The sequence below is a fragment of the Streptomyces pallidus (ex Mingjun et al. 2026) genome (assembly GCF_051550185.1).
Lineage (GTDB): Bacteria > Actinomycetota > Actinomycetes > Streptomycetales > Streptomycetaceae > Streptomyces.
Genome location: NZ_CP196181.1, coordinates 3,622,779 through 3,644,697, shown reverse-complemented (window position 1 = coordinate 3,644,697; position 21,919 = coordinate 3,622,779). Strand labels below are relative to the sequence as shown.

Genomic DNA, 21,919 nt, shown 5'->3' with positions numbered 1-21,919 from the left:
AGGGGCCGACCGGTGGCACGGATACGGGAGGGTATCGGGTCAGGCGGCTGTGGATTCAGGCGTGTTGGCCGACAGTGTCAAAAACCCGGCAGTCGAAAAAATCCTCTCCCTCCGACAGCAGGTACGCCTGGGCCTCGCCCACGTGGAAGTACATGCCGTGCAGCTCCAGCGTGCCCTCGGCGAGCCGCCGCGCCACCGATTCGTGTGCCCGCAGGTGCTCCAGTTGCTGCACCACATTGGTCAGGCACAACTGTTCGACGGCGTCCGCGGGGAGCCGGCCCGAGATCCGTGCCCATGCGTGGTGGGGGCTGTGCATCCGCCGCAGGCTGGGCAGGCCGTGCCGCAGCCACCGGCCCAGCGGGGTCACCGGATCGCCCGGGTCCGAGGCGAGCAGGGCCTGCATGGCGCCGCATCCGGAGTGCCCGCACACCGTGATGCTGTCCACCCGCAGCACGTCCACCGCGTACTCGATGGCCGCCGCCACCGAGTCGTCCGAGGTCTCGGCGCCCGGCAGGGGGACCAGGTTGCCCACGTTGCGGACGGTGAACAGGTCGCCGGGACCGCTGGCCGTGATCATGCTCGTCACGAGGCGGGAGTCCGCACAGGTCAGGAACAGCTGCGAGGGCCGCTGCCCTTCCCGGGCCAGCCGGGCGAGCTCGTCGCGGACGTGCGGGGCGGTATCCCGCTGGAAGGCGGTGATGCCGCTGGCCAGCCGGTTGGCGCCGCGGGTGCGCGGGGCCGGCGTCCGGTGGTCGCAGTGGTTCTTCCACGGGGTCCAGGGTCGGCAGCAGTGGTGGCCGTCCCGCTGGGTGCCGAGTTCTCGGCGGGTGCGGGGCGCGACGGCGTCCGGGCCGTCGGGATCCTGCCGGCCGGGGTCCTTCCCTTCGGCGCCCGGGTCGCCCCCGTCCTGGCCGTCGGCGCCCAGGGCCGCGGCGCCGTGGGCCTCCTCCGCCGGGCGGCCCGTCACCTCCAGGGAACCGCCGTGCGCCAGGTGGGAGTCCTGCCAGTCCTGGAGGGTCTCGTACGCCGCGTGGTCCATGAACGAACCGTCCAGCTCGATGACCACGTGCCCCCGGTGCGGGATCTGGTTCAGCGTCCGGCTCAGCCGCGGCACCGCGAGGAACGTCAACTGCCCGCGCACCCATACGCGGTGCTCGCCGTCCAGCTCCTCCACCGTGATGCGGGTGCGGGTCAGCCGGTGCAGGGCCAGGGCCACGGCCACGGCGATCCCGATGGCGACGCCCTCCAGGACGCCGCCGAGCACCACGACCACGACCGTGGCCGCGTAGACCAGGAACTCCCGGTGCCGGGTGACGTTGCGCATATGGGTGATGTTGACCATCTGCACGCCCACCGCCATGACGAGCGCGGCCAGCGCCGCCAGCGGGATCAGGTCGAGGACCGGAACCAGCAGCGCGGCCGCGAGCACCACCCACAGGCCGTGCAACATGGCCGATTTCCGACTGGTCGCCCCGGACTTGACGTTGGCCACGCTGCGCACGGCCACACCGGTGATCGGCAGCCCGCCGCAGGCCCCGGAGACGATGTTCGCCGCGCCCTGGCCGCGCAGCTCCCGGTCGAGGTGGGCGCGCGGGGGCCGGTCGGCCGCCCGCCGCTCGGAGGCGATCAGCTTGTCCGTGGCGACCGCGGACAGCAGGGACTCCACACTGCCGACCAGGGTGATCGTCAGGACGGCGGCGACGAGTCCGAGCACCGGACCCTCGGGCAGCTCGGGCAGGGCGTGGCTGCTCCAGGACGGCAGGTCCACCCGCGGCAGGCTGAGCCCGGCCAGTGCCGCGCAGGCGGTGGCCGTGCCGACGGCGGCGAGCGCGGCCGGCACCTTGCGCAGGCCCCGGCCCACCCGCCCCGGCAGCCGCGGCCAGCCGAGCAGGACGACCAGGGTCAGCACGCTGACGCCGAGCGCGGTGGGGTGGATGTCGGCCAACTGGCCGGGCAGACCCGCGACGTTGGCCACGGCCGAGCTCTGCGGCGTACCGCCGAGGACGATGTGCAGTTGGGCCAGGGCGATCGTGACCCCGATGCCGGCCAGCATGCCGTGGACGATGGCGGGGCTCACCATCAGCGCGGAGCGGGCGGTGCGCAGGGCGGCGAGTGCGAGCTGGCAGCAGCCCGCGAGGACGGTGATGGCGCAGGTGGTGCGCCAGCCGTAGCGCTGGATCAGCTCCGCGGTGACCACGGTGAGTCCGGCGGCGGGACCGCTCACCTGGAGCGGCGCGCCGCCCAGGCGTCCGGCGACGATGCCGCCGGCGGCCGCGGCCACCAGGCCGGCCTGGAGCGGGGCGCCGGTGGCCAGTGCGATGCCGAGGGAGAGCGGCAGGGCGATCAGGAACACGGTGAGGGAGGCGGAGAGGTCCGCCGCGAAGTCGGTTCGGGGCTTCGTGTCGGGCGGGTCGCCGAGCTCGTCGGTGGGGCGCTTGGGGAAGGTGGCTGTCACGGGTCCCGTCTCCTCTGTGAGGGATGAAGCGGCGGGAAGTGGCGGGGATCGGTGGAGAACTGCCGGAATTATCAACACTCAGTAAACGAAAGGTAATGGAGAGTAAAGGCCTGTGGAAGGTAATACGGGCAAATGGCCTAGAGAATCCCACCCACGGGTGATTAAGCATTTTGTACGGCTTGTCATGTCGCCTCCGGGGCGGGCCACGTGGGACGTTGCGCGCGGAAGCGAAGTCCCTCGGTCCAACTGGAGGAGAGGTGGGCGGATGATCGCCGCCACGAAGAAGACCGCCGGCGGCCTGGCCGCCATGGTCCTGGTCCTGGGCGCCGCCGGCTGCAGCGGTTCGGAATCCGCCCGCCCCCAGGTGAAGAAGGGCGCCGCCGCCCCGCAGGCCCCCGGCAGCGTGAACCGGGCTATCGGCGACGGCTCGACCGCGTACACCGGCCCGCAGCCGAACGTGCGGAAGGTGCGCAGGCTGAAGCCGGGCGAGAAGCCGCCGCAGTTCGTGGTGTTCTCCTGGGACGGGGCGGGCGAGGACGGCCAGAGGCTGTTCTCCCACTTCCGTCAGGTCGGCAGGAAGTACAACGCGCGGATGACGTACTTCCTCAGCGGCCTCTACCTGCTCCCCGAGGAGAAACGTTCCCTCTACACCGCCCCGCAGCACGGGTCCGGCCGCTCCGACATCGGCTTCGGCGACCTCCAGAACATCAAGGACACCACCGTGCAGCTCCGCGCCGCATGGCTGGAGGGCAACGAGATCGGCACCCACTTCAACGGCCACTTCTGCGGACCCGACGGCGGCGTCGGCACCTGGTCCGTCGAGGAGTGGAAGAGCGAGATCAACCAGGCCAAGTCCTTCGTCAAGAACTGGAAGACCAACACGGGCGCGAAGGACATGGAGGCGCTCCCCTTCGACTACGACAAGGAGCTCATCGGCGCCCGCACGCCCTGCCTGGAGGGTCAGAAGAACTTCATGCTCGCGGCCAAGGAGATGGGCGGTTTCCGCTACGACTCCAGCGGCATCGGCAAGCAGATCTGGCCGAAGAAGACCGACGGCCTGTGGGACCTGCCACTCCAGCTCGTTCCGCTGCCCGGCCGCGCCTTCGACACCCTGAGCATGGACTACAACTACATGGTCAACCAGTCCGGGACGACCACGCAGGGCGACCCCGCGCAGCACGCCTACTGGGGCAACCAGATGCGCGACGGCCTGCTCCAGGCCTTCGAGCGGGCCTACGCCGGCAACCGCGCCCCGCTGATCATCGGCAACCACTTCGAGTCGTGGAACGGCGGCACCTACATGCGCGCCGTCGAGGAGACCATCAAGACCACCTGCACCCGCCCGGAAGTCCGCTGCGTGCCCTTCCGCGAGCTCGCCGACTGGTTGGACGCGCAGGACCCGAAGGTCCTGGAGCGGCTGCGCACCCTCGACGTCGGCGAAGCGCCGAAGGAGGGCTGGACGGCGTTCCTGACGGCGGGGCCGTCGGCCAAGCCGACCGCCCCCGCCGGGGTCAAGCCGGCTGCGGAGCCGGACGCGGCGCCGGCTGCGGCGGATGCGGACGCGCGCTGAGCGCTTCCGCCGCACCGCCGGCCTCCTCCCGCAGGACGAATCCGGGGTCGACCTGGGCCGCCAGGTCGACCCCGGTCTTCGCGTTGCCCCAGCTCTCCGCGTTCCGCAGGTGGAAGTGCACCATCTGCGCCGTGTACCGCTCCCAGTCGCGCAGGGCGTACGACCCGTCGGCCGCCTCCCGCAGGACCCGCAGGGCCCGCCGGTTGTCCGCCTCCAACTCCGCGAAGGCGGGCGGGCGGCCCTTCTCCATGGCCCGCACCCAGTCCGACTGGCCGATGGTGACCAGCAGGTCCTCGCCCACCTCGGCGCGCAGGAACGCGACGTCGTCCGCGCCCTGCACCTTGTTGCCGACCACCTTGAGCGCGATCCCGAAGTCCCGGGCGTACTCCTTGTACTGGCGGTAGACGGACACGCCCTTGCGCGTCGGCTCGGCGACCAGGAACGTCACGTCGAAGCGGGTGAACATGCCCGAGGCGAAGGAGTCCGAGCCGGCGGTCATGTCGACGACGACGTACTCGTCCGCCCCGTCGACCAGGTGGTTGAGGCACAGCTCCACCGCCCCGACCTTGGAGTGGTAGCAGGCCACGCCCAGGTCCGACTCGGTGAACGGCCCGGTCGCCATCAACCGTACGGGCCTCCCGTCGAGGGCGACCGGGCGCGCGCAGGCGTCGTACACCGGGTTGTCCTCGGTCACCCGCAGCAGGCGCGAGCCGGCACCCGGCGGCGTCGTCTTGATCATCGAATCGGCCGACGCGATCCGGGGGTTGGAGCCCCGCAGGTATTCCTTGATCAGCGGCAGGTGCGCGCCGAGGGCCGGCAGTGCGGCCGCCTGGTCCTCGTCGAGGCCGAGGGCCGTGCCCAGGTGCTGGTTGATGTCGGCGTCCACCGCGACGACCGGGGCCCCGGCCGCGGCGAGGTGCCGGATGAACAGGGACGACAGCGTGGTCTTACCGCTGCCGCCCTTTCCCACGAAAGCGATCTTCATGTTCACGAAGCGTAGCTGCTCGATCGCTTTGGGTGGTGTGGGCGAGTGAAGAAGACCACTCCAAGGAGGGGTCGGTGCTATGGGCGCGGAGTGCGTAGGCTCCCTACTTATGAGTAGCGCTGCCGACCCGCTGGCCGCCCTGGGTTCCCTTCCGGGCGTCGCCGAGACCGTGGACTCCGTACGCAAGGCCGTGGACCGGGTCTACGGGCACCGGATCATGCGCCGCCGCAGCGCGGAGCTCGCCTCCGAGGCCGCCCTGCGCGGGTCCCGCGGGAGCGCGGCGCTGTCCGGGGCGGACTGGGCGCTGGAGGAGGTGCGCCGCCGGACCGACTTCGGCGCGGACCCGGAGGCGCGCACCGTCGGCGCCGCCCTGCGGCTCACGGCCGAGGCCGGGCAGCTGCTGAGCATCTGGCGGCAGTCGCCGCTTCGTGTGCTCGCCCGCCTGCACCTGGTCGCCTCCGGGTCGACGGCCGACGGCGACGTGGTGGGCCGGCCCCGGCTGGCCGGCGAGCCGGTGGACGAGCCCCTGGTCGAGCTGCCGCTGCCGTCCGCCGACGAGGTCGCCGGCCGGCTCGACGGCCTGTCGGGGCTGGTCCTCGCGGGCACCGCGGCCCCCGCGCTGGTGCTGTCGGCGGTGGTGCACGGGGAACTGCTGGCGCTGCGCCCGTTCGCCTCGTACAACGGGCTGGTCGCGCGGACGGCCGAGCGCATCGTGCTGATCAACAGCGGTCTCGACCCGAAGGCGGTCTGCCCGACCGAGGTCGGTCACGCGGAGCTGGGGCGGGATGCCTACCTGGCGGCCTTCGAGGGCTACATGTCCGGGACCCCGGAGGGCATGGCGCGGTGGATCGCGCACTGCGGGCGGGCCGTGGAGCTGGGTGCCCGCGAGACGACGGCGGTCTGCGAGGCCCTGCAGCGCGGCGCGGCGTAAGGGCCCGGCGCGTCCGTACGCGCCGTTACCGGCCCGAACACGGGGTTGCGGCGACACCGTCCTGCTGTGGTGTCGCCGCTGGCATTCGCGCCCAGTTACCAAGCGTCCTCGATATGTGCCCATCAGGTCGGGGTCTTTGCCCGGTTACCTGGTGCGGCTGGCCCGTAATCGACGGGTCGACGTCGCGTGGGTGCTCGGCGTTCCTGCAATCGGTCCGTGGGGCCTCTGCTGCGTTCTTAAAGATGATCCTCTCGGATGTTCTTCGGTCTCGCGGGCCGTGACTCCTTTGTACTCCGCTTCGCTGACAAGCGGAACCCCTGACTGCTTTTTTTACTTTCCGGGATGATCGCGGGCGAACCGGACATGCGACGTCGGTGCAGGTCGGGGCCCCGGGCCGACCGCGGGGGTCGGCTCGGGGGCGTAGGCGGGCCGGACGGAGACCGGCCGCGGCTCAGGCGGAGACGGCCGCTGCCGCGGCGGCGCCCGCGGCCGCAGCAGCGGCTGCGGCCAGCGCACCCGAGCGGCGCCGGTTGGCGTACCAGACGAGCCCGGCGGTGGCCGCGGCCGCGCCCACCGCTGCCGCGGCGACCAGCGCCGGGCGGGCGGGCATGGACAGCCCGGGGAGCCGCTGCTTCAGCCGCACCGGCCGGTTGAATACCAGCACCGGCCACTCGCGGGCCACCGCCTCGCGCCGCAGGGCGCGGTCGGGGTTGACGGCGTGCGGGTGGCCGACCGCCTCCAGCATGGGGATGTCGGTGACCGAATCGCTGTACGCGTAGCACCGGGCCAGGTCGTAGCCCTCGGACTCCGCCAGTTCCCGCACGGCCTCTGCCTTGGTGGGCCCGTAGGCGTAGTACTCGACCTCGCCGGTGAAGCAGCCGTCCTCGCCGATGACCATCCGGGTGGCGACGACCCGGTCCGCGCCGAGCATCTCGCCGATGGGTTCGACCACCTCTGCACCGGACGTCGAGACGATCACGACGTCGCGGCCCGCGGTGTGGTGGGCCTCGATGAGGGACGCGGCCTCGTCGTAGATCAGCGGGTCGATGAGGTCGTGCAGCGTTTCGGCGACGATCTCGCGGACCTGCTGCACGTTCCAGCCCTTGCAGAGCCCGGACAGGTACTCCCGCATCCGCTCCATCTGGTCGTGGTCGGCGCCGCCGACCAGGTAGATGAACTGGGTGTAGGCGGTGCGGAGTACGGCCCGGCGGTTGATCAGGCCGCCGTGGTAGAAGGACTTGCTGAACGTCAGCGTGCTTGACTTCGCAATGACCGTCTTGTCCAGGTCGAAGAAGGCTGCGGTACGGGGCGACGAGTGCGGCAAGGGCTGGATTTCCACGCCCCGAGCATATGCGCCCACCATTCGGCGTAAGGTGTGGCGCGTGGGTTTGCCTGAGAAGGCTCTCGGGTACACCATGGAAGTCACGGATCGTTCGCGACCGTGCTAACCCGGTCTGGCTCCTCCCCCCCCGAGTCGGACCGTGGGGACGACCCCCGCTCTCCCCCCCGGCGGGGGTCGTCGCATGTCCGGACGCGGTTCGCGTCCTCGCCTCCGGCGCCACGTGTCCATTCCCCCCGGTCCTTCCTCCTCGGCGGGCCTGCGCGGTGGCGGCCCTCACCCCTTCAGACTCGTCACGGTGCGTAGTGGTTCCGCCGCGCTCCGGAAGTCACCTGTTGGAGTGACGGAGTTATTCACAAGGCTCCCGGTGTCCACGGTTTTCGAGCAAGATCCACTTCTTTTTCCGGATCCCTGCACGGTGATTCCGGCCGCGAAGTCCGCGGCGTCGGCATTTTGCCGTGAGAAGGGGGCGGAGACCGTGGCTGGATCGAAGTCGTGTGAACTGCGCGAGCGCGTCGGGTCGGACGGAATCAGGCCGGTGGCACCGGAGGGCGGGCCGGGGCCCGCCGCCGGCCGGCCGCTGATCGTCACCGAGGACCCGCTGCTCCTCGACGACCTGCTGAGGCTGTGCGCGGCGGCGGGCGCCGAGCCCTACGTGCACCATTCGGTGCCGGGGCCAAGCGGAGGCGGCCGGGACGGCGGCGGCGGGGGCGCCGCCGGGCCGCCGGGCGGCACCGCGGGCGCGGCCGGAAACATCGGGTGGGAGTCCGCGCCGCTCGTCCTCGTCGGGGACGACGCCGCCCGCAGGGTGCGCGGGGCGCCGCGCCGGCCCGCAGTCCTGCTCGTCTGCCGGGACGTGGACGACCCCCTCGTATGGCAGCGCGCCGTGGAGATCGGCGCCGAGGAGGTGCTGCGGCTCCCCGACGCCGAGAGCCTGCTCGTCGACCGCATCGCGGACGTGGTCGAAGGCGCCGGGCGGAGCGCCCTGGCCGTCGGGGTCATCGGCGGCAGCGGCGGCGCCGGGGCCTCCACCCTCGCCTGCGCCCTGGCCGTCCGGGCCGCCCGGGCCGGCGAGCGGACCATCCTCATCGACGGCGACCCGCTCGGCGGCGGCATGGACGTGCTGCTCGGCGGCGAGAGCGCGGAGGGCCTGCGCTGGCCGGACCTCGCCGGCTCCCGCGGCCGTGTCGGCGCGGGGGCGCTGGAGGAGTCCCTGCCCGAGCTGCACGCCCTGCGCGTGCTGAGCTGGGACCGCGGGGACCGGGTGGTGGTGCCGCCCGCCGCGATGCGCTCGGTGGTCGCCGCCGCCCGCCGCCGGGGCGGGGTCGTCGTGGTGGACCTGCCCCGCCGGGTGGACGAGGCCGTCGCCGAGGCGCTGGCCCAGCTCGACCTGGTGCTGCTGGTCGTCCCGGGCGAGCTGCGGGCGGTGGCCGCGGCGGGCCGGGTCGCGGCCGGCGTGCGGATGGCCGCCCGCGACGTGCGCGTGGTCGTACGGGGCCGACCGCCGGGCGGGCTCGACGCCGAAGCGGTGGCCGGGCTGCTGGGGGTCCCGCTGGCCGGAGAGGTACCGGTCGAGGTGGGCCTGCCGGGGCGGGTCGCCGAGGGGGAACCGCCGGGCGGGCACGGGCGGGGCGCGCTGGCCCGGTTCTGTGACGGCTTCTGGCGGCGGGTCCTCGTCCAGGCCGCCGAGCGGGGGGTGACGGCATGAGCACCGTGCTGCTGGACGCGGTGCGCCGGCGGCTGGCCGAGACCGGCGCGGAACCGACCCCGGCCCGGGTGGCGGCGGCCCTGCGGGCCCAGGGCCGGCTGCTGGGGGACGCGGAGGTGCTGGGCGCCGCGGCCGAGCTGCGGTCCGAACTGGTCGGCGCAGGCCCCCTGGAGGCGCTGCTCGCCGATCCGGAGGTCACCGACGTGCTGGTGGCGGCCCCGGACCGGGTGTGGGTGGACCGGGGCGGCGGGCTGGAACTGACCGGGGTGACCTTCGCCGACGGTGACGCCGTGCGCCGGCTCGCCCAGCGGCTGGCCGCGGTCGCGGGGCGCCGCCTGGACGACGCCCGCCCCTGGGTGGACGCCCGGATGCCGGACGGCACCCGGCTGCACGCGGTGCTGCCGCCGGTGGCGGTCGGCTCGGCCTGCCTGTCGCTGCGGGTGGTGCGGCCGCGGGCGTTCACCCTGGACGAGCTCGTCGCGGCGGGGACGCTGCCGCCCGGCGGCCAGCAGCTGCTGCGGGACATGGTGGAGGCACGGCTGTCGTTCCTCGTCTCCGGCGGGACCGGCACGGGCAAGACCACCCTGCTCAGCGCCCTGCTGGGGCTGGTCGGGCCGGGCGAACGGATCGTCCTCGCCGAGGACTCGGCCGAGTTGCGCCCCGACCACCCCCATGTGGTGCGGCTGGAGACCCGGCCCGCCAACCAGGAGGGCGCGGGCCTGGTCACCCTGGCGGACCTGGTTCGGCAGGCGCTGCGGATGCGGCCCGACCGGCTGGTCGTGGGCGAGGTCCGGGGCAGCGAAGTGGCGGACCTCCTGGCCGCGTTGAACACGGGCCACGAGGGCGGCTGCGGCACGGTCCACGCGAATGCCGCCGGGCACGTCCCGGCCCGGCTGGAGGCCCTCGGAACCGCCGCGGGCCTCGACCGGGCGGCCCTGCACAGCCAGTTGGCGGCCGCGCTGACCCTGGTGATCCACCTGGTCCGGGACCGGGCCGGGCGGCGCCGGGTGGCCGAGGTGCACGTGCTGGAGCGGGACGCCGCCGGGCTGGTGGTCACCGTACCGGCGCTGCGCTGGTCGGCCCGCGGTTTCGTGCAGGAGTCCGGCTGGGCGCGGCTGCGCCCGCTGCTGGGAGGTGCGCGGTGACCGGGGCGGGGGCGGTGCCGGTGCCCGTGTTCGCCGGGATGCTGTGCGCCGGGACGGCCGCCTGGGCGCTGGCCGGGGGCGACCGTGTGTCCCGGCGGGCCCGGGTGGTCCTCGCGGGAGGCGCGCCGGCCGTGCCCGAGGGACTGGTGTACGGGGAGCGGATGCTGGCGGCCGTCCGGGGGCGGGCCGCGCGCTGGCGGGAGTGGGCCTGCCTCGGGGCCGGGCTCGCGGTCGCCCTGCTGGGCGGCTCGGTGATCCCGCTGGTGGCCGGCGCTGCGGCGGTGCCCCTGGTGCGGCGCTGGCTCGCCGCCCGGCAGCGGGAGCGGGACCGCTCCGCCCGGGCCGCCGAGGTGATCGCGCTGTGCGGGGCCGCGGTGGGCGAGCTGCGGGCCGGGGCCCAGCCCGGGCAGGCCCTGATGGCGGCGCTGCGCCGGACGGCTGCGCGCCCGGGCGGCCCGGGAGCGGCGGAGACGGCAGTGCTGGCCGCCGCCGCGTTCGGCGGGGACGTGCCCGCCGCCCTGCGTCAGGCGGCCCGGGAGCCCGGAGCCGAAGGGCTGGCCGGGATGGCCGCCTGCTGGCGGATCTCGGTGGACGGCGGTGCGGGTCTGGCCGCCGGGCTCGACCGGTTGGAAGGAGCGCTGCGGGCCGAGCGGGACCGCCGCGAGGCCCTGCGCGCCCAGCTGGCCGGAGCCAGGTCCACAACGGCGGTGCTCGCCCTGCTGCCGCTGGTCGGGCTGCTGATCGGCACCGGACTCGGGGCGGATCCGCTGCGCGTCCTGCTGCACACGCCGGTCGGGTGGGGCTGCCTGCTGGCCGGCGGGGTGCTGGAGGGGCTGGGGCTGCTGTGGTGCCGGCAGATCGTACGGGCGGGGGAGCGGTGATGGGCGGGATCGGGGTCCACAGGCTGGGGACCGGGCTGTGCCTGGCGGTGGCGGTGTCCGGCGTGGTTTCCGCGGTCGCCGCGCACCTCCGGGCGCGGGCGGCCCGCCGCAGGGTCGCCGCACTGCTGTCGGCGGGGCCCCGGCGGCGCTGGCCGGTCCCCGGGGTGCGGGTGCGGGGCCTCGCGGCCGCGTGGTGTGGTCCTGCGGGGGCGCTGCTGGCGGCGTGGGTGCTGGTCGGTGGAGTGCCGGGAGCAGCGGTGGGCTGTGCCGCGGCGTCGGGGGTGTGGTGGCTGCGCCGCCGGATGCCCCGGGGATCGGCCGGCGCCGGGGTCGCGGCGGAGCGGGCGGAGCGGCAGCTGCCGTTCGCCGCGGACCTGTTGGCCGCCTGCCTGGCGGCCGGGGCCGGTCCGGTGGAGGCCGCGGAAGCGGTGGGGGAGTCGCTGGGTGGCCCGGTCGGCGAGCAGCTGGCGCTGGCAGGGGCGGAGGTGCGGCTCGGCGGGGAACCGGGCGCGGCCTGGGGGAGGGTGGCGCGGATACCGGGTGCGGCAGCCCTCGCCGCCTGCCTGGAGCGGGCCGCGCGGACGGGCGCGCCGGCGGCGGAGCCGGTCGCACGGCTGGCGACGGCCCTGCGGGAGGAGCGGTCACGGCGGGCGGCCGCACGGGCGCAACGGGCGGCGGTGCTTGTCACCGCACCGGTGGGGCTGTGTTTTCTTCCCGCGTTCCTTGCGGTCGGAGTGGCGCCCGTGGTGATCGGAATGGCCTCGGGCCTTCTCTCCGGAAGGTGAGATCACGAAACGCGTCCGGTGTGGAAATCGGAACTGAGATCACGTCAAGAACCAATATCAGACGGAGGTTGTCATGAGGATCATCTGGTTTCGTGTGCGGACGGCGCTGAGCGGCCGGGCGGGCGATGCGGGGATGTCCACTTCCGAATACGCCATGGGCACGATCGCGGCCTGTGCATTCGCGGCCGTTCTGTACAAGGTGGTGACGAGCGACGTGGTGTCCACGGCACTCCAGTCGACCATCGGGAAGGCGCTCGATGTGCCGTTCTGAGGGAATGCGGCGGCGTGTCGGCGGCCGGGGGAGCGACCGGGGATATGTGACGGCCGAGGCGGCGTTGGTCATTCCCGCGCTGGTGTTGTTCGCGGCGCTGCTGGTGTGGGCGCTGATCGCGGCGGCCGCGCAGATCCGCTGTGTGGACGCGGCTCGGGCCGGTGCCCGGGCGGCGGCCCGGTCGGAGCCCGTGGGGCGGGCGGTGGCGGCGGCCCGGGCGGCCGCGCCGCCGGGGGCCGAGGTGGCGCTGGAACGGGAGGGGGACCTGTGGCGGGTACGGGTGGCGGCCCCGCCCCCCGGGCCGGGTGGACTGCCGGTACGGCTCGGGGCGCAGGCGGTGGCCCTGGCCGAGGACAGCGTGGGGCCGCCGCCATGAGGGACGACCGGGGCTCGGCCACGGTGTGGGCGGCGCTGGTGGCGACCGTGCTGGGAGCGGTGTTCGGCGGGGTGCTCCTGCTCGGGCAGGCGGTGATTTTGCGCCACCGTGCGGCGGCCGCCGCGGACCTGGCGGCCCTGGCCGCGGCGGCGACCTGGGCGCACGGCCCGGAGACCGCCTGCGGCGCCGCCCGCAGGGTGGCCCGGGCCCAGGCCGCCGAGCTGTCCGCCTGCGTCCTCCGGGGCGAGGTGGCCGAGGTGGCCGCCCGCCCCGCGGCCGGCCCCTTCCGGCCCGTGGTCACCGCCCGGGCGGGCCCGCCGCAGGCCGCCGCCGACCCGGACGCGTTGCCAGTCGGCCCCGCCCCGGCCCCGCCGACGCGGGCGACGGGTGCGGGCCGGGGCCCGCCGCCGGGCGGGGCGGGGGGCCGTCGCCGGGCGGGGCGAGGTCGGCACCGGGGTTCAGGCGGGCGTGGACAGCAGACGGGTCAGCAGGCGGACGGCGCCGCGCTTGTGGAGGGGGTCGTTCCCGTTGCCGCACTTGGGGGACTGGATGCAGGACGGGCAGCCGGCCTCGCACTCGCAGGCGGCGATGGCGTCGCGGGTGGCCGTCAGCCAGGCCCGGGCGGTGTGGAAGGCCCGCTCGGCGAAGCCGGCCCCGCCGGGGTGGCCGTCGTACACGAAGACGGTGGGCAGCAGGGTGTCCGGGTGCAGCGGGACGGAGACGCCGCCGATGTCCCAGCGGTCACAGGTGGCGAAGAGCGGGAGCAGGCCGATGGAGGCGTGCTCGGCGGCGTGCAGGGCGCCGCCGAGGATCTCCGGGCCGATCCGGGCCTCGTCGAGCTGGTCCTCGGTCACGGTCCACCACACGGCCCGCGTGCGCAGGGTGCGCGGGGGCAGGTCCAGCTTGGCCTCGCCGAGCACCTCGCCGGTGATCAGCTTGCGGCGGAGGTAGGAGACCACCTGGTTGGTGACCTCCACCGTGCCGTAGCAGAGCCGGGCGTCCCCCCACGGGATCTCGGTCTCGGTCTCCAGGACGGAGATGGACGTGGTGTCCCGGGCGGTGGTGGAGAACGGCGGGCTGGCCTCCTCGACCAGGGCGACGGAGTCCTCCAGGTCCAGCCGCTGCACCAGGTAGGTGCGGCCCTGGTGGAGGTGGACGGCGCCGTCGTGGACGGCGGTGTGTGCCGCGGACTCGTCGACCGTGCCCAGCAGGCGCCCGGTGGCGGACTCGACGATCTGCACCGGGCGGCCGCCCCCGCCCCGGATGTCGGTCAGGTCCGTCGCCCGTTCCCGGCGGGTCCAGTGCCAGGCCGTGGCCCGGCGGCGCAGCAGCCGCGCCGCCTCCAACTGGGGCAGCAGCCCGGCGGCCGCCGGGCCGAACAGGGCCAGGTCGCCCTCGGTCAGCGGGGTCTCGGCGGCGGCCGCGCACAGGTGCGGGGCGAGGACGTACGGGTTGTCCGGGTCCAGGACCGTGGCCTCCACCGGTTGGCGGAAGAGGGCCTCCGGATGGTGGACGAGGTACGTGTCCAGCGGGTCGTCCCGGGCGACCAGCACGGCCAGGGCCCCCTGACCGGCGCGCCCGGCCCGGCCCGCCTGCTGCCACAGCGAGGCCCGGGTCCCCGGGTAGCCGGTGATCAGGACGGCGTCCAGGCCGGCGACGTCCACGCCCAGCTCCAGGGCGGTGGTGGCGGCCAGGCCGAGCAGGTCGCCGGAGTGCAGGGCCCGCTCCAGGGCGCGGCGCTCCTCGGGCAGGTAGCCGCCCCGGTAGGCCGCGACCCGGCCGGGCAGGGACCGGTCCACCTCGGCGAGCCGCTCCTGGGCGATCACCGAGATCAGCTCCGCCCCGCGCCGGGAGCGGACGAAGGCCACCGTACGGACGCCCTGGACGACCAGGTCGGTCAGCAGGTCGGCGGTCTCCGCCGTGGCGGTGCGGCGCACCGGCGCGCCCTTCTCGCCCCGCAGGTCGGTCAGCGGCGGCTCCCACAGGGCGAAGACCAGCTCTCCGCGCGGCGAGGCGTCGTCGGCGACCTCGGTGACGGGGACGCCGGTCAGCCGGGAGGCGGCGGCCGCCGGGTCGCTCGCGGTGGCGGAGGCCAGCAGGAAGACGGGCTCGGTGCCGTAGCGGGCGCACAGCCGGCGCAGCCGCCGCAGCACCTGGGCCACGTGGGAGCCGAAGACGCCCCGGTAGGTGTGGCACTCGTCGACGACCACGTAGCGCAGGGCGCGCAGGAAGGAGGACCAGCGGGGGTGCCCGGGCAGGATCGCGCGGTGCAGCATGTCGGGGTTGGTCAGGACGTAGTTCGCGTACTGGCGGACCCATTCGCGTTCCTCGAACGGCGTGTCCCCGTCGTAGACGGCGGGCCGGACCGCGTTGCCCAGCGGCGCGGCGAGCTCGCGGACGGAGCGCCGCTGGTCGGCGGCCAGAGCTTTGGTCGGGGCCAGGTAGAGGGCGGTCGCCCCCCTGCCGTTGGGGGCCTCGGCGCCGTCCGCGAGCGCGGAGAGCACGGGCGCGAGGTAGGCCAGCGACTTGCCGGACGCGGTGCCGGTGGCCACGACCACGGACTCGCCGTCGAGGGCGTGCTCGGCGGCCGCGGCCTGGTGTTCCCACGGGTGTTCGATCCCGGCGGCCCGGATGGCGGCTACTACATCCGTTCGGATGCGGTCGGGCCACACGGCATGACGACCCTCCCGGCGGGGCAAGTGCTCCGTATGGGTGATGCGCGCAGCTCGAAAAGACCCCCGTGACAGACGGTCCAGAACCGTGTCGGGAGCGGGTCGCGGGTCCTCGGGTGCCGTGGGACGACCGGGGCGGTGAGTATTGGCCATTGGAACCGAGTGTGTCACCGGCGTGCGGGACAATGGTCAGAAGGCGTCGTGCGCGCCTGCCGGTAAGTGATTGAATGCCATCGCGGCAGCCAATCCCTCCCCCGCTCTCGGGTGGGGAGGCCCCTGGGGGGCGCCGCTCGATAGCAAGGTGCTGGAGGATCCGTGGACCTGTCCCTGTCGACTCGCACTGTCGGCGACCGCACGGTCGTGGAGGTCGGTGGCGAGATTGATGTGTATACCGCGCCCAAGCTGCGCGAGCAGTTGGTCGAGTTGGTGAACGACGGCAGCTACCACCTGGTCGTCGACATGGAGCGGGTGGACTTCCTCGATTCCACCGGCCTCGGTGTGCTCGTCGGAGGTCTCAAGCGCGTCCGTGCGCACGAGGGCTCGCTGCGCCTGGTGTGCAACCAGGAGCGCATCCTGAAGATTTTCCGTATCACCGGCCTGACCAAGGTGTTCCCGATCCACACGACGGTGGAGGACGCCGTCGCCGCCACCGACTGACGAGCTCCGCCCCCGGTGCGCCGCGTGGCGGCGCGCCGGGGGAGCGAGCCGAAGAGGAGCGGGGGCGCGGGCCGTGGGCGGCCCGGGCCCCTGCAAGGCACGCCCGTAGTCCGAGGGGGACGCAATGGCCACCGTTGAACTGCGCTTCAGCGCCCAGCCCGAGCACGTCCGGACGGCCCGCCTGGTCGCGGCCGCCGTGGCCCGGCGGGCCGGCGTGGAAGAGGCCGTGCTCGACGAGGTCCGCCTGGCTGTGGGCGAGGCCTGCTCGCGCGCCGTCGGTCTGCACGTCAGCAACGGTCTGACCGCGCCCGTGCGGGTCGTCCTGACCGAGGAGGAGAAGCTGTTCTCCATCGAGGTCGGCGACGAGGTCCCCGGGCCCGGCGGAGGGCCGGGAGGCACCGTGCCCGGGCTCGACGCCGCCTTGGACCCGGATGCGGACACCGAGGACGAGATGGGGCTCGCCGTGATCAGCGGGCTCGTCGACGACGTCGAGGTGACGAGCAGTGAGCGGGGCGGAACCATCCGGATGAGCTGGCCCGTTTCGGCGAACCTCGAACTCTCCTAGCCTCGGCGCCGCGCCGCCCCGGCGTATTATTCGATCTTATTCAAGGCCCTGCTGAGCAGGGCCTTTTTCATGCCCCGATGCAATTCCTAGATCGATGACCGTGTGTCAATGCCTTTGTCCCATTACCCCTTTCGGGGGTAATGGAGTGACAGGATCTATTGGTGGGGGGCGAGAGCAGGCCAATTCCGTTTCCCGCGCACTGTTTTGCTCGGGACCGGCTCCCTACAATCCGTCCACATCTTGAGCTCATCACGTCAAGGAGGACGAATGACGGGGCTCTTCACCCCAGAAGCGCCGGACGGCACAGCCGATCTGGCCGCCGCGGTACTCACCGATGACAATCGGCTCATCGTGATGGTGATCGCGGCCGTGGCAATTGCCGCACTCGTCGTCGCACAGATCCTGGTCCGCCAGGTCCTCGCGGCCGACGAGGGAACCGACAGCATGAAGAAGATCGCCGCCGCCGTGCAGGAAGGCGCCAACGCCTATCTGGGCCGGCAACTGCGCACCCTCGGCATCTTCGCCGTCGTCGTGTTCTTCCTGCTGTTCCTGCTGCCCGCCGACGACTGGGCGCAGCGGGCGGGCCGTTCCGCCTTCTTCCTCGTCGGCGCACTCTTCTCGGCGACCACCGGCTACATCGGCATGCGCCTCGCGGTCCGTGCCAACGTCCGTGTCGCCGCCGCCGCCCGCGAGGCCACCCCCGCCGAGGGCGAACCCGCCAAGGACCTCACCGACGTCTCCCACAAGGCCATGCGGATCGCGTTCCGCACCGGCGGGGTCGTCGGCATGTTCACCGTCGGTCTCGGCCTCCTCGGCGCCTCGTGCGTCGTCCTGGTCTACGCGGCCGACGCCCCGAAGGTCCTGGAGGGCTTCGGCCTCGGCGCCGCCCTGATCGCGATGTTCATGCGCGTCGGCGGCGGCATCTTCACCAAGGCCGCCGACGTCGGCGCCGACCTGGTCGGCAAGGTCGAGCAGGGCATTCCGGAGGACGACCCGCGCAATGCCGCGACCATCGCCGACAACGTGGGCGACAACGTCGGCGACTGCGCCGGTATGGCGGCCGACCTCTTCGAGTCGTACGCGGTCACCCTCGTGGCCGCGCTCATCCTCGGCAAGGCCGCGTTCGGCGACCTGGGCCTGGCCTTCCCGCTGATCGTGCCCGCCATCGGCGTCGTCACCGCCATGATCGGCATCTTCGCGGTCTCCCCGCGCCGTTCCGACCGCAGCGGCATGGCCGCCATCAACCGTGGCTTCTTCATCTCCGCCGTGATCTCCCTGGTGCTCGTCGCCATCGCCGTCTACGTCTACCTGCCGGCCACGTACCAGGACCTCGCCGGCGTCGAGAACCCGGCGATCACCCAGCACTCCGGCGACCCGCGGGTCCTCGCCCTCGTCGCCGTCGCCATCGGCATCGTGCTGGCCGCCCTGATCCAGCAGCTCACCGGCTACTTCACCGAGACCAGCCGCCGTCCCGTCCGGGACATCGGCAAGTCCGCGCTGACCGGCCCCGCCACCGTCGTCCTCGCCGGCATCTCCGTCGGCCTGGAGTCCGCCGTCTACACGGCGCTGCTCATCGGCCTCGGCGTCTACGGGGCCTTCCTGCTCGGCGGCACCTCGATCATGCTCGCGCTCTTCGCGGTGGCCCTGGCCGGCACCGGCCTGCTCACCACCGTCGGCGTGATCGTGGCCATGGACACCTTCGGGCCCGTCTCCGACAACGCCCAGGGCATCGCCGAGATGTCCGGCGACGTCGAGGGTGCCGGCGCGCAGGTCCTGACCGACCTCGACGCCGTCGGCAACACCACCAAGGCCATCACCAAGGGCATCGCCATCGCCACGGCCGTGCTCGCCGCCGCAGCGCTGTTCGGCTCGTACAACGACGCCATCTCCACCGCGGTGAAGGAGGTCGGGGCCAAGGCCGGGGAGATGAACCTCAGCCTCGACATCGCCCAGCCCAACAACCTCGTCGGGCTGGTCCTCGGCGCGGCGGTGGTGTTCCTGTTCTCCGGCCTCGCCATCAACGCGGTGTCCCGCTCCGCGGGCGCCGTGGTCTACGAGGTGCGCCGCCAGTTCCGCGAGCGCCCCGGAATCATGGACTACACCGAGAAGCCCGAGTACGGCCGCGTCGTGGACATCTGCACCAAGGACGCGCTGCGCGAGCTCGCCACCCCCGGTCTGCTCGCCGTCATGGCGCCCATCGCGGTCGGCTTCGTCCTCGGCGTGGGCGCGCTCGGCGCGTACCTCGCGGGCGCGATCGGCTGCGGCACGCTGATGGCCGTCTTCCTCGCCAACTCCGGCGGCGCCTGGGACAACGCCAAGAAGCTCGTCGAGGACGGCCACCACGGCGGCAAGGGCAGCGAGGCCCACGCCGCGACCGTCATCGGCGACACCGTCGGCGACCCGTTCAAGGACACCGCCGGCCCTGCGATCAACCCGCTGCTCAAGGTCATGAACCTGGTGGCGCTGCTGATCGCGCCGGCCGTGGTGCAGTTCAGCTACGGCGCCGACACCAGCCCGACCGTCCGCGCGATCGTCGCGGCCATCGCCATCACCGTGATCGTCGTCGCCGTGTACGTCTCCAAGCGGCGCGGCATCGCGGTCGGCGACGGGGGCGACGGAACCGGGACCGAGCGGGTGGCGCAGCAGCCGGCCGACCCCGCGGTCGTGTCCTGACGCGGCGCGTTTCCCCGGAGGATCGAAGACACGTCCGAACGGCGGGCGGGCGGCGCGGACTGACGCGCTGTCCGTCCGCCGTTCTGCGCCGTCCGACGGGGGACGTGTATCTTCCGGGCCGAAAGAGCCTGCGAAGGGACCAGTCCGGTGAACAAGAAACTTGCGTCCGCGGTGTCCGGCGGTGCGGTACTGATGCTCGTGCTGTCCGGCTGCGGCGGCGACGACGGTGATGAGAAGGCCAACGCGTGGGCCAAGAAGGTCTGCGACAAGTGGTCGCCCGAGCTGAAGAAGATCGAGACGGCGCACGCCGACATGAAGCGCGTGTCCAGCGCGACCACCAAGCCGGACGAGGTGCAGAAGACCGACTCCGCGGCCTTCCAGACCCAGTCCGACGCGTACAAGGCGATGAGCGCCGCGGTGTCCTCGGCGGGCGCCCCGCCCACCAAGGACGGGCAGGCGTCGCAGACCGCGGCGGTCCAGGGCTTCGATTCGGCTTCCAAGGCGTACGCGGACCTGAAGGCGAAGATCGACGGGCTGGACCCCAAGGAGCAGACCAAGTTCGCCGACGCCCTCAGCCAGCTGTCGGGCGGCATCGCGGAGGCCAACAAGGGCAGCCAGGCCGCTTACGAGAAGCTCACCGCGGGCGACCTGGAGAAGGCGATCAAGAGCCAGAAGGGCTGCAAGGTCACGACCCCCGCCAAGTGAGCCCCGGCGGCCGCGCCGTGGCCGGTGCGGCACAGCCATCCGCGCCGTCAGCCGACACAATGGACGGGTGAGTACCACCAGCCTCCCCACGCCCGACCGCGCCGCCGAACTCCGCGCCGCCCTGCTCGCCGCCGGCTTCACCGCCGACGGCCTGCTGGAGCTGCTCGGCGCCCCCGCCTACGCCGCGCTCGCCCGCAGCGAGACGGTCCCCGCCCTGCGCGCCACCCGAACCCGCGGCACCGGCCCGCTCGCGAGCCTGGTGCGGCTGTTCCTGCTGCAGCAGCCGGAGCCGTACGCGCAGGCGGCACGGGCGCTGCCCGTCGAGGCCGCGCTGGCCGACGGCTGGTTGCGGCGCGAGCAGACCGCCGACGGCGGGGACACCGTGCACGCCACCGTCGACATCCGCCCGTACGGGGGCCCGGACGGCGAGGACTGGTTCATCGTCTCGGACCTCGGCTGCGCCGTCGGCGGGGCCGGCGGCATCGGCAGCCGCGAGGAGGGCGTGGTCCTCGGCGTCGGAGGCGCGTCCACCACGCTGGCCGGCATCACCGTGCGCACCCCGGTCGCCAGCGCCCTCGACCTCGGCACCGGTTCCGGCATCCAGGCCCTGCACGCCGCCCGGCACGCCACCCGGGTCACCGCCACCGACGTCAACCCGCGGGCCCTGGACATCACCCGGTTGACGCTCGCGCTGTCCGGGGCGCCGGAGGCCGAACTGCTCCTCGGCTCGCTGTTCGAGCCGGTCGGCGGGGCGACGTACGACCTGATCGTCTCCAACCCGCCGTTCGTGATCTCCCCGGGCGCGCGGCTGACGTACCGGGACGGCGGCATGGGCGGCGACGACCTGTGCCGGACCCTGGTCCAGCAGGCGGGCGCCCACCTCAACCCGGGCGGCTACGCCCAGTTCCTCGGCAACTGGCAGCACGTGGAGGGCGAGGACTGGCGCGACCGGCTCCGCTCCTGGGTGCCGCGCGGCTGCGACGCGTGGATCGTGCAGCGTGACGTCCAGGACGTGACGCAGTACGCGGAGCTGTGGCTGCGCGACGCGGGCGACCACCGCACCGGACCCGCCGAGTACGCGCAGCGCTACGAGGACTGGCTCGACGAGTTCGAGGCCCGTAAGACCAAGGCGGTCGGCTTCGGCTGGATCACCCTGCGGCGCAGCGACGCCGCCGAGCCCTCGATCGTGATCGAGGAGTGGCCGCACTCGGTGGAGCAGCCGCTCGGCGACGCCGTCCTCGCCCACTTCGCCCGCCAGGACTACCTGCGCGAGCACGACGACGCGGCCCTGCTGGACGGCCGCTTCGTCCTGGTCGAGGAGGTCGTCCAGGAGCAGGTCGGCGCGCCCGGGGCGGAGGACCCGGAGCACGTGGTGCTGCGGCAGCACCGCGGCATGCGCAGGGCCACGACGGTGGACACGATCGGGGCGGGCTTCGCGGGCGTGTGCGACGGCTCGCTCAGCGCGGGCCGGATCCTGGACGCCATCGCGCAGCTGGTGCAGGAGGACCCGGTCGTGCTCCGGGACCGGACGCCCGAGGCGATCCGGATGCTGGTCGAGCAGGGCTTCCTGGAGCCGGTCGCCGACCGCTGAGCCGTCCGGCCTCCGCCCGCCGGCTTCCCTCCGCCCCGCGCCGCCGGTGCCGCAGCTGTGATGTAACCCGTGGTTCGCCCGCCGTTCTCCCGCGGCTGGCAGGCTTCCCTCCCGGACACGAGGTCGGCCGGGGAGGGCTCCGGGTACCGGGGGATTCCGGGGAGCCCTGAGTGCGGCCCCGGCACACGGCCCGGCACACGGCCCGGCGACGAGGGGGAAACGGCATGGAACGCGGTCCGGCGATCTTCGCGGCAGCCGTGTTCCTGCTGTTCGGGACGGCTCTGCTGGTCTGGACGGGGGCGCGGGCCCGCAGCGGCGCGCCGGTGGCCGAGGACGTGCGCCCGACCGTGGCCGTACCGCTGGCCCTGCTGGGCGGCGCGGCGGCGGTGGCCCTCGGCCTGTGGTGCCTCACCCGGCTCTGACGTCCGCGGTACTGGCCGGGCCGGCGGTACTGGCCGGGCCGGCGGGACCGGCTGGCTCCTCGAGGTCAGCCGCGGCCGACGCGGCCGGAACCTCCGGTATTCCGCTCCGGCCGCCGCGATGAATGCCGACCGATGCGCGCCGATGCGGGCCAGCGCGGGAAACCGGACGTCAGGCGGGGTGCGGGCGC

17 protein-coding genes and 2 pseudogenes are annotated in these 21,919 nt (G+C 73.8%); 15 read left to right on the top strand and 4 right to left on the bottom strand.

Features of this window, described 5'->3' with window-relative positions; all coding sequences use genetic code 11:
* Positions 1-55: 55 nt before the first annotated feature.
* Positions 56-2,455 (bottom strand): SulP family inorganic anion transporter, encoded by a 2,400-nt coding sequence (locus tag ACSHWO_RS15875; protein ID WP_438312563.1) that lies wholly within the window; start codon positions 2,453-2,455, stop codon positions 56-58.
* Positions 2,456-2,720: 265 nt separating this feature from the next.
* Between ACSHWO_RS15875 and ACSHWO_RS15870 the strand changes: the two genes are divergently transcribed.
* On the top strand, positions 2,721-4,025 hold the full coding sequence (locus ACSHWO_RS15870) for a hypothetical protein (protein WP_438312560.1): 1,305 nt from the start codon (positions 2,721-2,723) through the stop codon (positions 4,023-4,025).
* Here ACSHWO_RS15870 and ACSHWO_RS15865 read toward each other — a convergent pair.
* The gene (locus tag ACSHWO_RS15865; protein WP_438312558.1) at positions 3,967-5,010 is read right to left on the bottom strand and encodes an ATP-binding protein; all 1,044 of its coding nucleotides are present in this window, start codon (positions 5,008-5,010) and stop codon (positions 3,967-3,969) included. The genes ACSHWO_RS15870 and ACSHWO_RS15865 overlap by 59 nt on opposite strands.
* 109 nt (positions 5,011-5,119) lie before the next feature.
* Between ACSHWO_RS15865 and ACSHWO_RS15860 the strand changes: the two genes are divergently transcribed.
* Positions 5,120-5,941: an oxidoreductase gene (locus ACSHWO_RS15860; protein ID WP_438312556.1), complete on the top strand. Its 822-nt coding sequence runs from the start codon at positions 5,120-5,122 to the stop codon at positions 5,939-5,941.
* A 451-nt stretch (positions 5,942-6,392) separates the two neighbouring features.
* Here ACSHWO_RS15860 and ACSHWO_RS15855 read toward each other — a convergent pair whose 3' ends face one another.
* Positions 6,393-7,304: an HAD family hydrolase gene (locus tag ACSHWO_RS15855; protein WP_438312554.1), complete on the bottom strand. Its 912-nt coding sequence runs from the start codon at positions 7,302-7,304 to the stop codon at positions 6,393-6,395.
* A gap of 505 nt (positions 7,305-7,809) precedes the next feature.
* Between ACSHWO_RS15855 and ssd the strand changes: the two genes are divergently transcribed.
* The 7 genes and pseudogenes from ssd to ACSHWO_RS15820 form a co-directional block, all read left to right on the top strand.
* Positions 7,810-8,988: a septum site-determining protein Ssd gene (ssd, locus tag ACSHWO_RS15850; protein WP_438319116.1), complete on the top strand. Its 1,179-nt coding sequence runs from the start codon at positions 7,810-7,812 to the stop codon at positions 8,986-8,988.
* A complete protein-coding gene (locus tag ACSHWO_RS15845) occupies positions 8,985-10,133 on the top strand; it encodes a TadA family conjugal transfer-associated ATPase (RefSeq protein WP_361096466.1) in 1,149 nt (382 codons plus the stop codon). Before ssd ends, ACSHWO_RS15845 begins: the two co-directional genes overlap by 4 nt.
* 38 nt (positions 10,134-10,171) lie before the next feature.
* Positions 10,172-11,014, top strand: a complete 843-nt coding sequence (locus ACSHWO_RS15840; protein ID WP_438319114.1) for a type II secretion system F family protein — start codon at positions 10,172-10,174, stop codon at positions 11,012-11,014.
* Positions 11,014-11,799 (top strand): type II secretion system F family protein, encoded by a 786-nt coding sequence (locus tag ACSHWO_RS15835; RefSeq protein WP_438312550.1) that lies wholly within the window; start codon positions 11,014-11,016, stop codon positions 11,797-11,799. The genes ACSHWO_RS15840 and ACSHWO_RS15835 overlap by 1 nt, the downstream gene beginning before the upstream one ends.
* Positions 11,800-11,872: 73 nt before the next feature.
* A complete protein-coding gene (locus ACSHWO_RS15830) occupies positions 11,873-12,070 on the top strand; it encodes a DUF4244 domain-containing protein (RefSeq protein ID WP_361096472.1) in 198 nt (65 codons plus the stop codon).
* Complete coding sequence (locus tag ACSHWO_RS15825; protein WP_438312547.1) at positions 12,057-12,446, top strand: TadE family type IV pilus minor pilin; 390 nt, start codon at positions 12,057-12,059, stop codon at positions 12,444-12,446. The genes ACSHWO_RS15830 and ACSHWO_RS15825 overlap by 14 nt, the downstream gene beginning before the upstream one ends.
* Positions 12,443-12,703 (top strand): annotated as a pseudogene (locus ACSHWO_RS15820) (Rv3654c family TadE-like protein); the annotation flags it as partial. The gene ACSHWO_RS15825 and the pseudogene ACSHWO_RS15820, both read left to right, overlap by 4 nt.
* A gap of 210 nt (positions 12,704-12,913) precedes the next feature.
* Here ACSHWO_RS15820 and ACSHWO_RS15815 read toward each other — a convergent pair.
* Positions 12,914-15,271: pseudogene (locus ACSHWO_RS15815) on the bottom strand (DEAD/DEAH box helicase); the annotation flags it as partial.
* A gap of 162 nt (positions 15,272-15,433) precedes the next feature.
* On the opposite strand from ACSHWO_RS15815, the gene bldG reads away from it, so the two are divergent.
* The 6 genes from bldG (at position 15,434) to ACSHWO_RS15785 (ending at position 21,731) form a co-directional block, all read left to right on the top strand.
* Complete coding sequence (gene bldG / locus ACSHWO_RS15810; protein WP_030152678.1) at positions 15,434-15,775, top strand: anti-sigma factor antagonist BldG; 342 nt, start codon at positions 15,434-15,436, stop codon at positions 15,773-15,775.
* A gap of 124 nt (positions 15,776-15,899) precedes the next feature.
* Positions 15,900-16,340, top strand: coding sequence for an ATP-binding protein (locus tag ACSHWO_RS15805; RefSeq protein ID WP_361096478.1), 441 nt, complete (start codon positions 15,900-15,902; stop codon positions 16,338-16,340).
* A gap of 267 nt (positions 16,341-16,607) precedes the next feature.
* Positions 16,608-19,013, top strand: a complete 2,406-nt coding sequence (locus tag ACSHWO_RS15800) for a sodium-translocating pyrophosphatase (RefSeq protein WP_385842477.1) — start codon at positions 16,608-16,610, stop codon at positions 19,011-19,013.
* A 147-nt stretch (positions 19,014-19,160) separates the two neighbouring features.
* Positions 19,161-19,718, top strand: coding sequence for a small secreted protein (locus ACSHWO_RS15795; RefSeq protein ID WP_361096483.1), 558 nt, complete (start codon positions 19,161-19,163; stop codon positions 19,716-19,718).
* A gap of 67 nt (positions 19,719-19,785) precedes the next feature.
* On the top strand, positions 19,786-21,309 hold the full coding sequence (locus ACSHWO_RS15790; RefSeq protein ID WP_385842481.1) for a DUF7059 domain-containing protein: 1,524 nt from the start codon (positions 19,786-19,788) through the stop codon (positions 21,307-21,309).
* A gap of 224 nt (positions 21,310-21,533) precedes the next feature.
* Positions 21,534-21,731: a hypothetical protein gene (locus tag ACSHWO_RS15785; RefSeq protein WP_438312541.1), complete on the top strand. Its 198-nt coding sequence runs from the start codon at positions 21,534-21,536 to the stop codon at positions 21,729-21,731.
* The last annotated feature ends 188 nt before the right edge of the window (positions 21,732-21,919 follow it).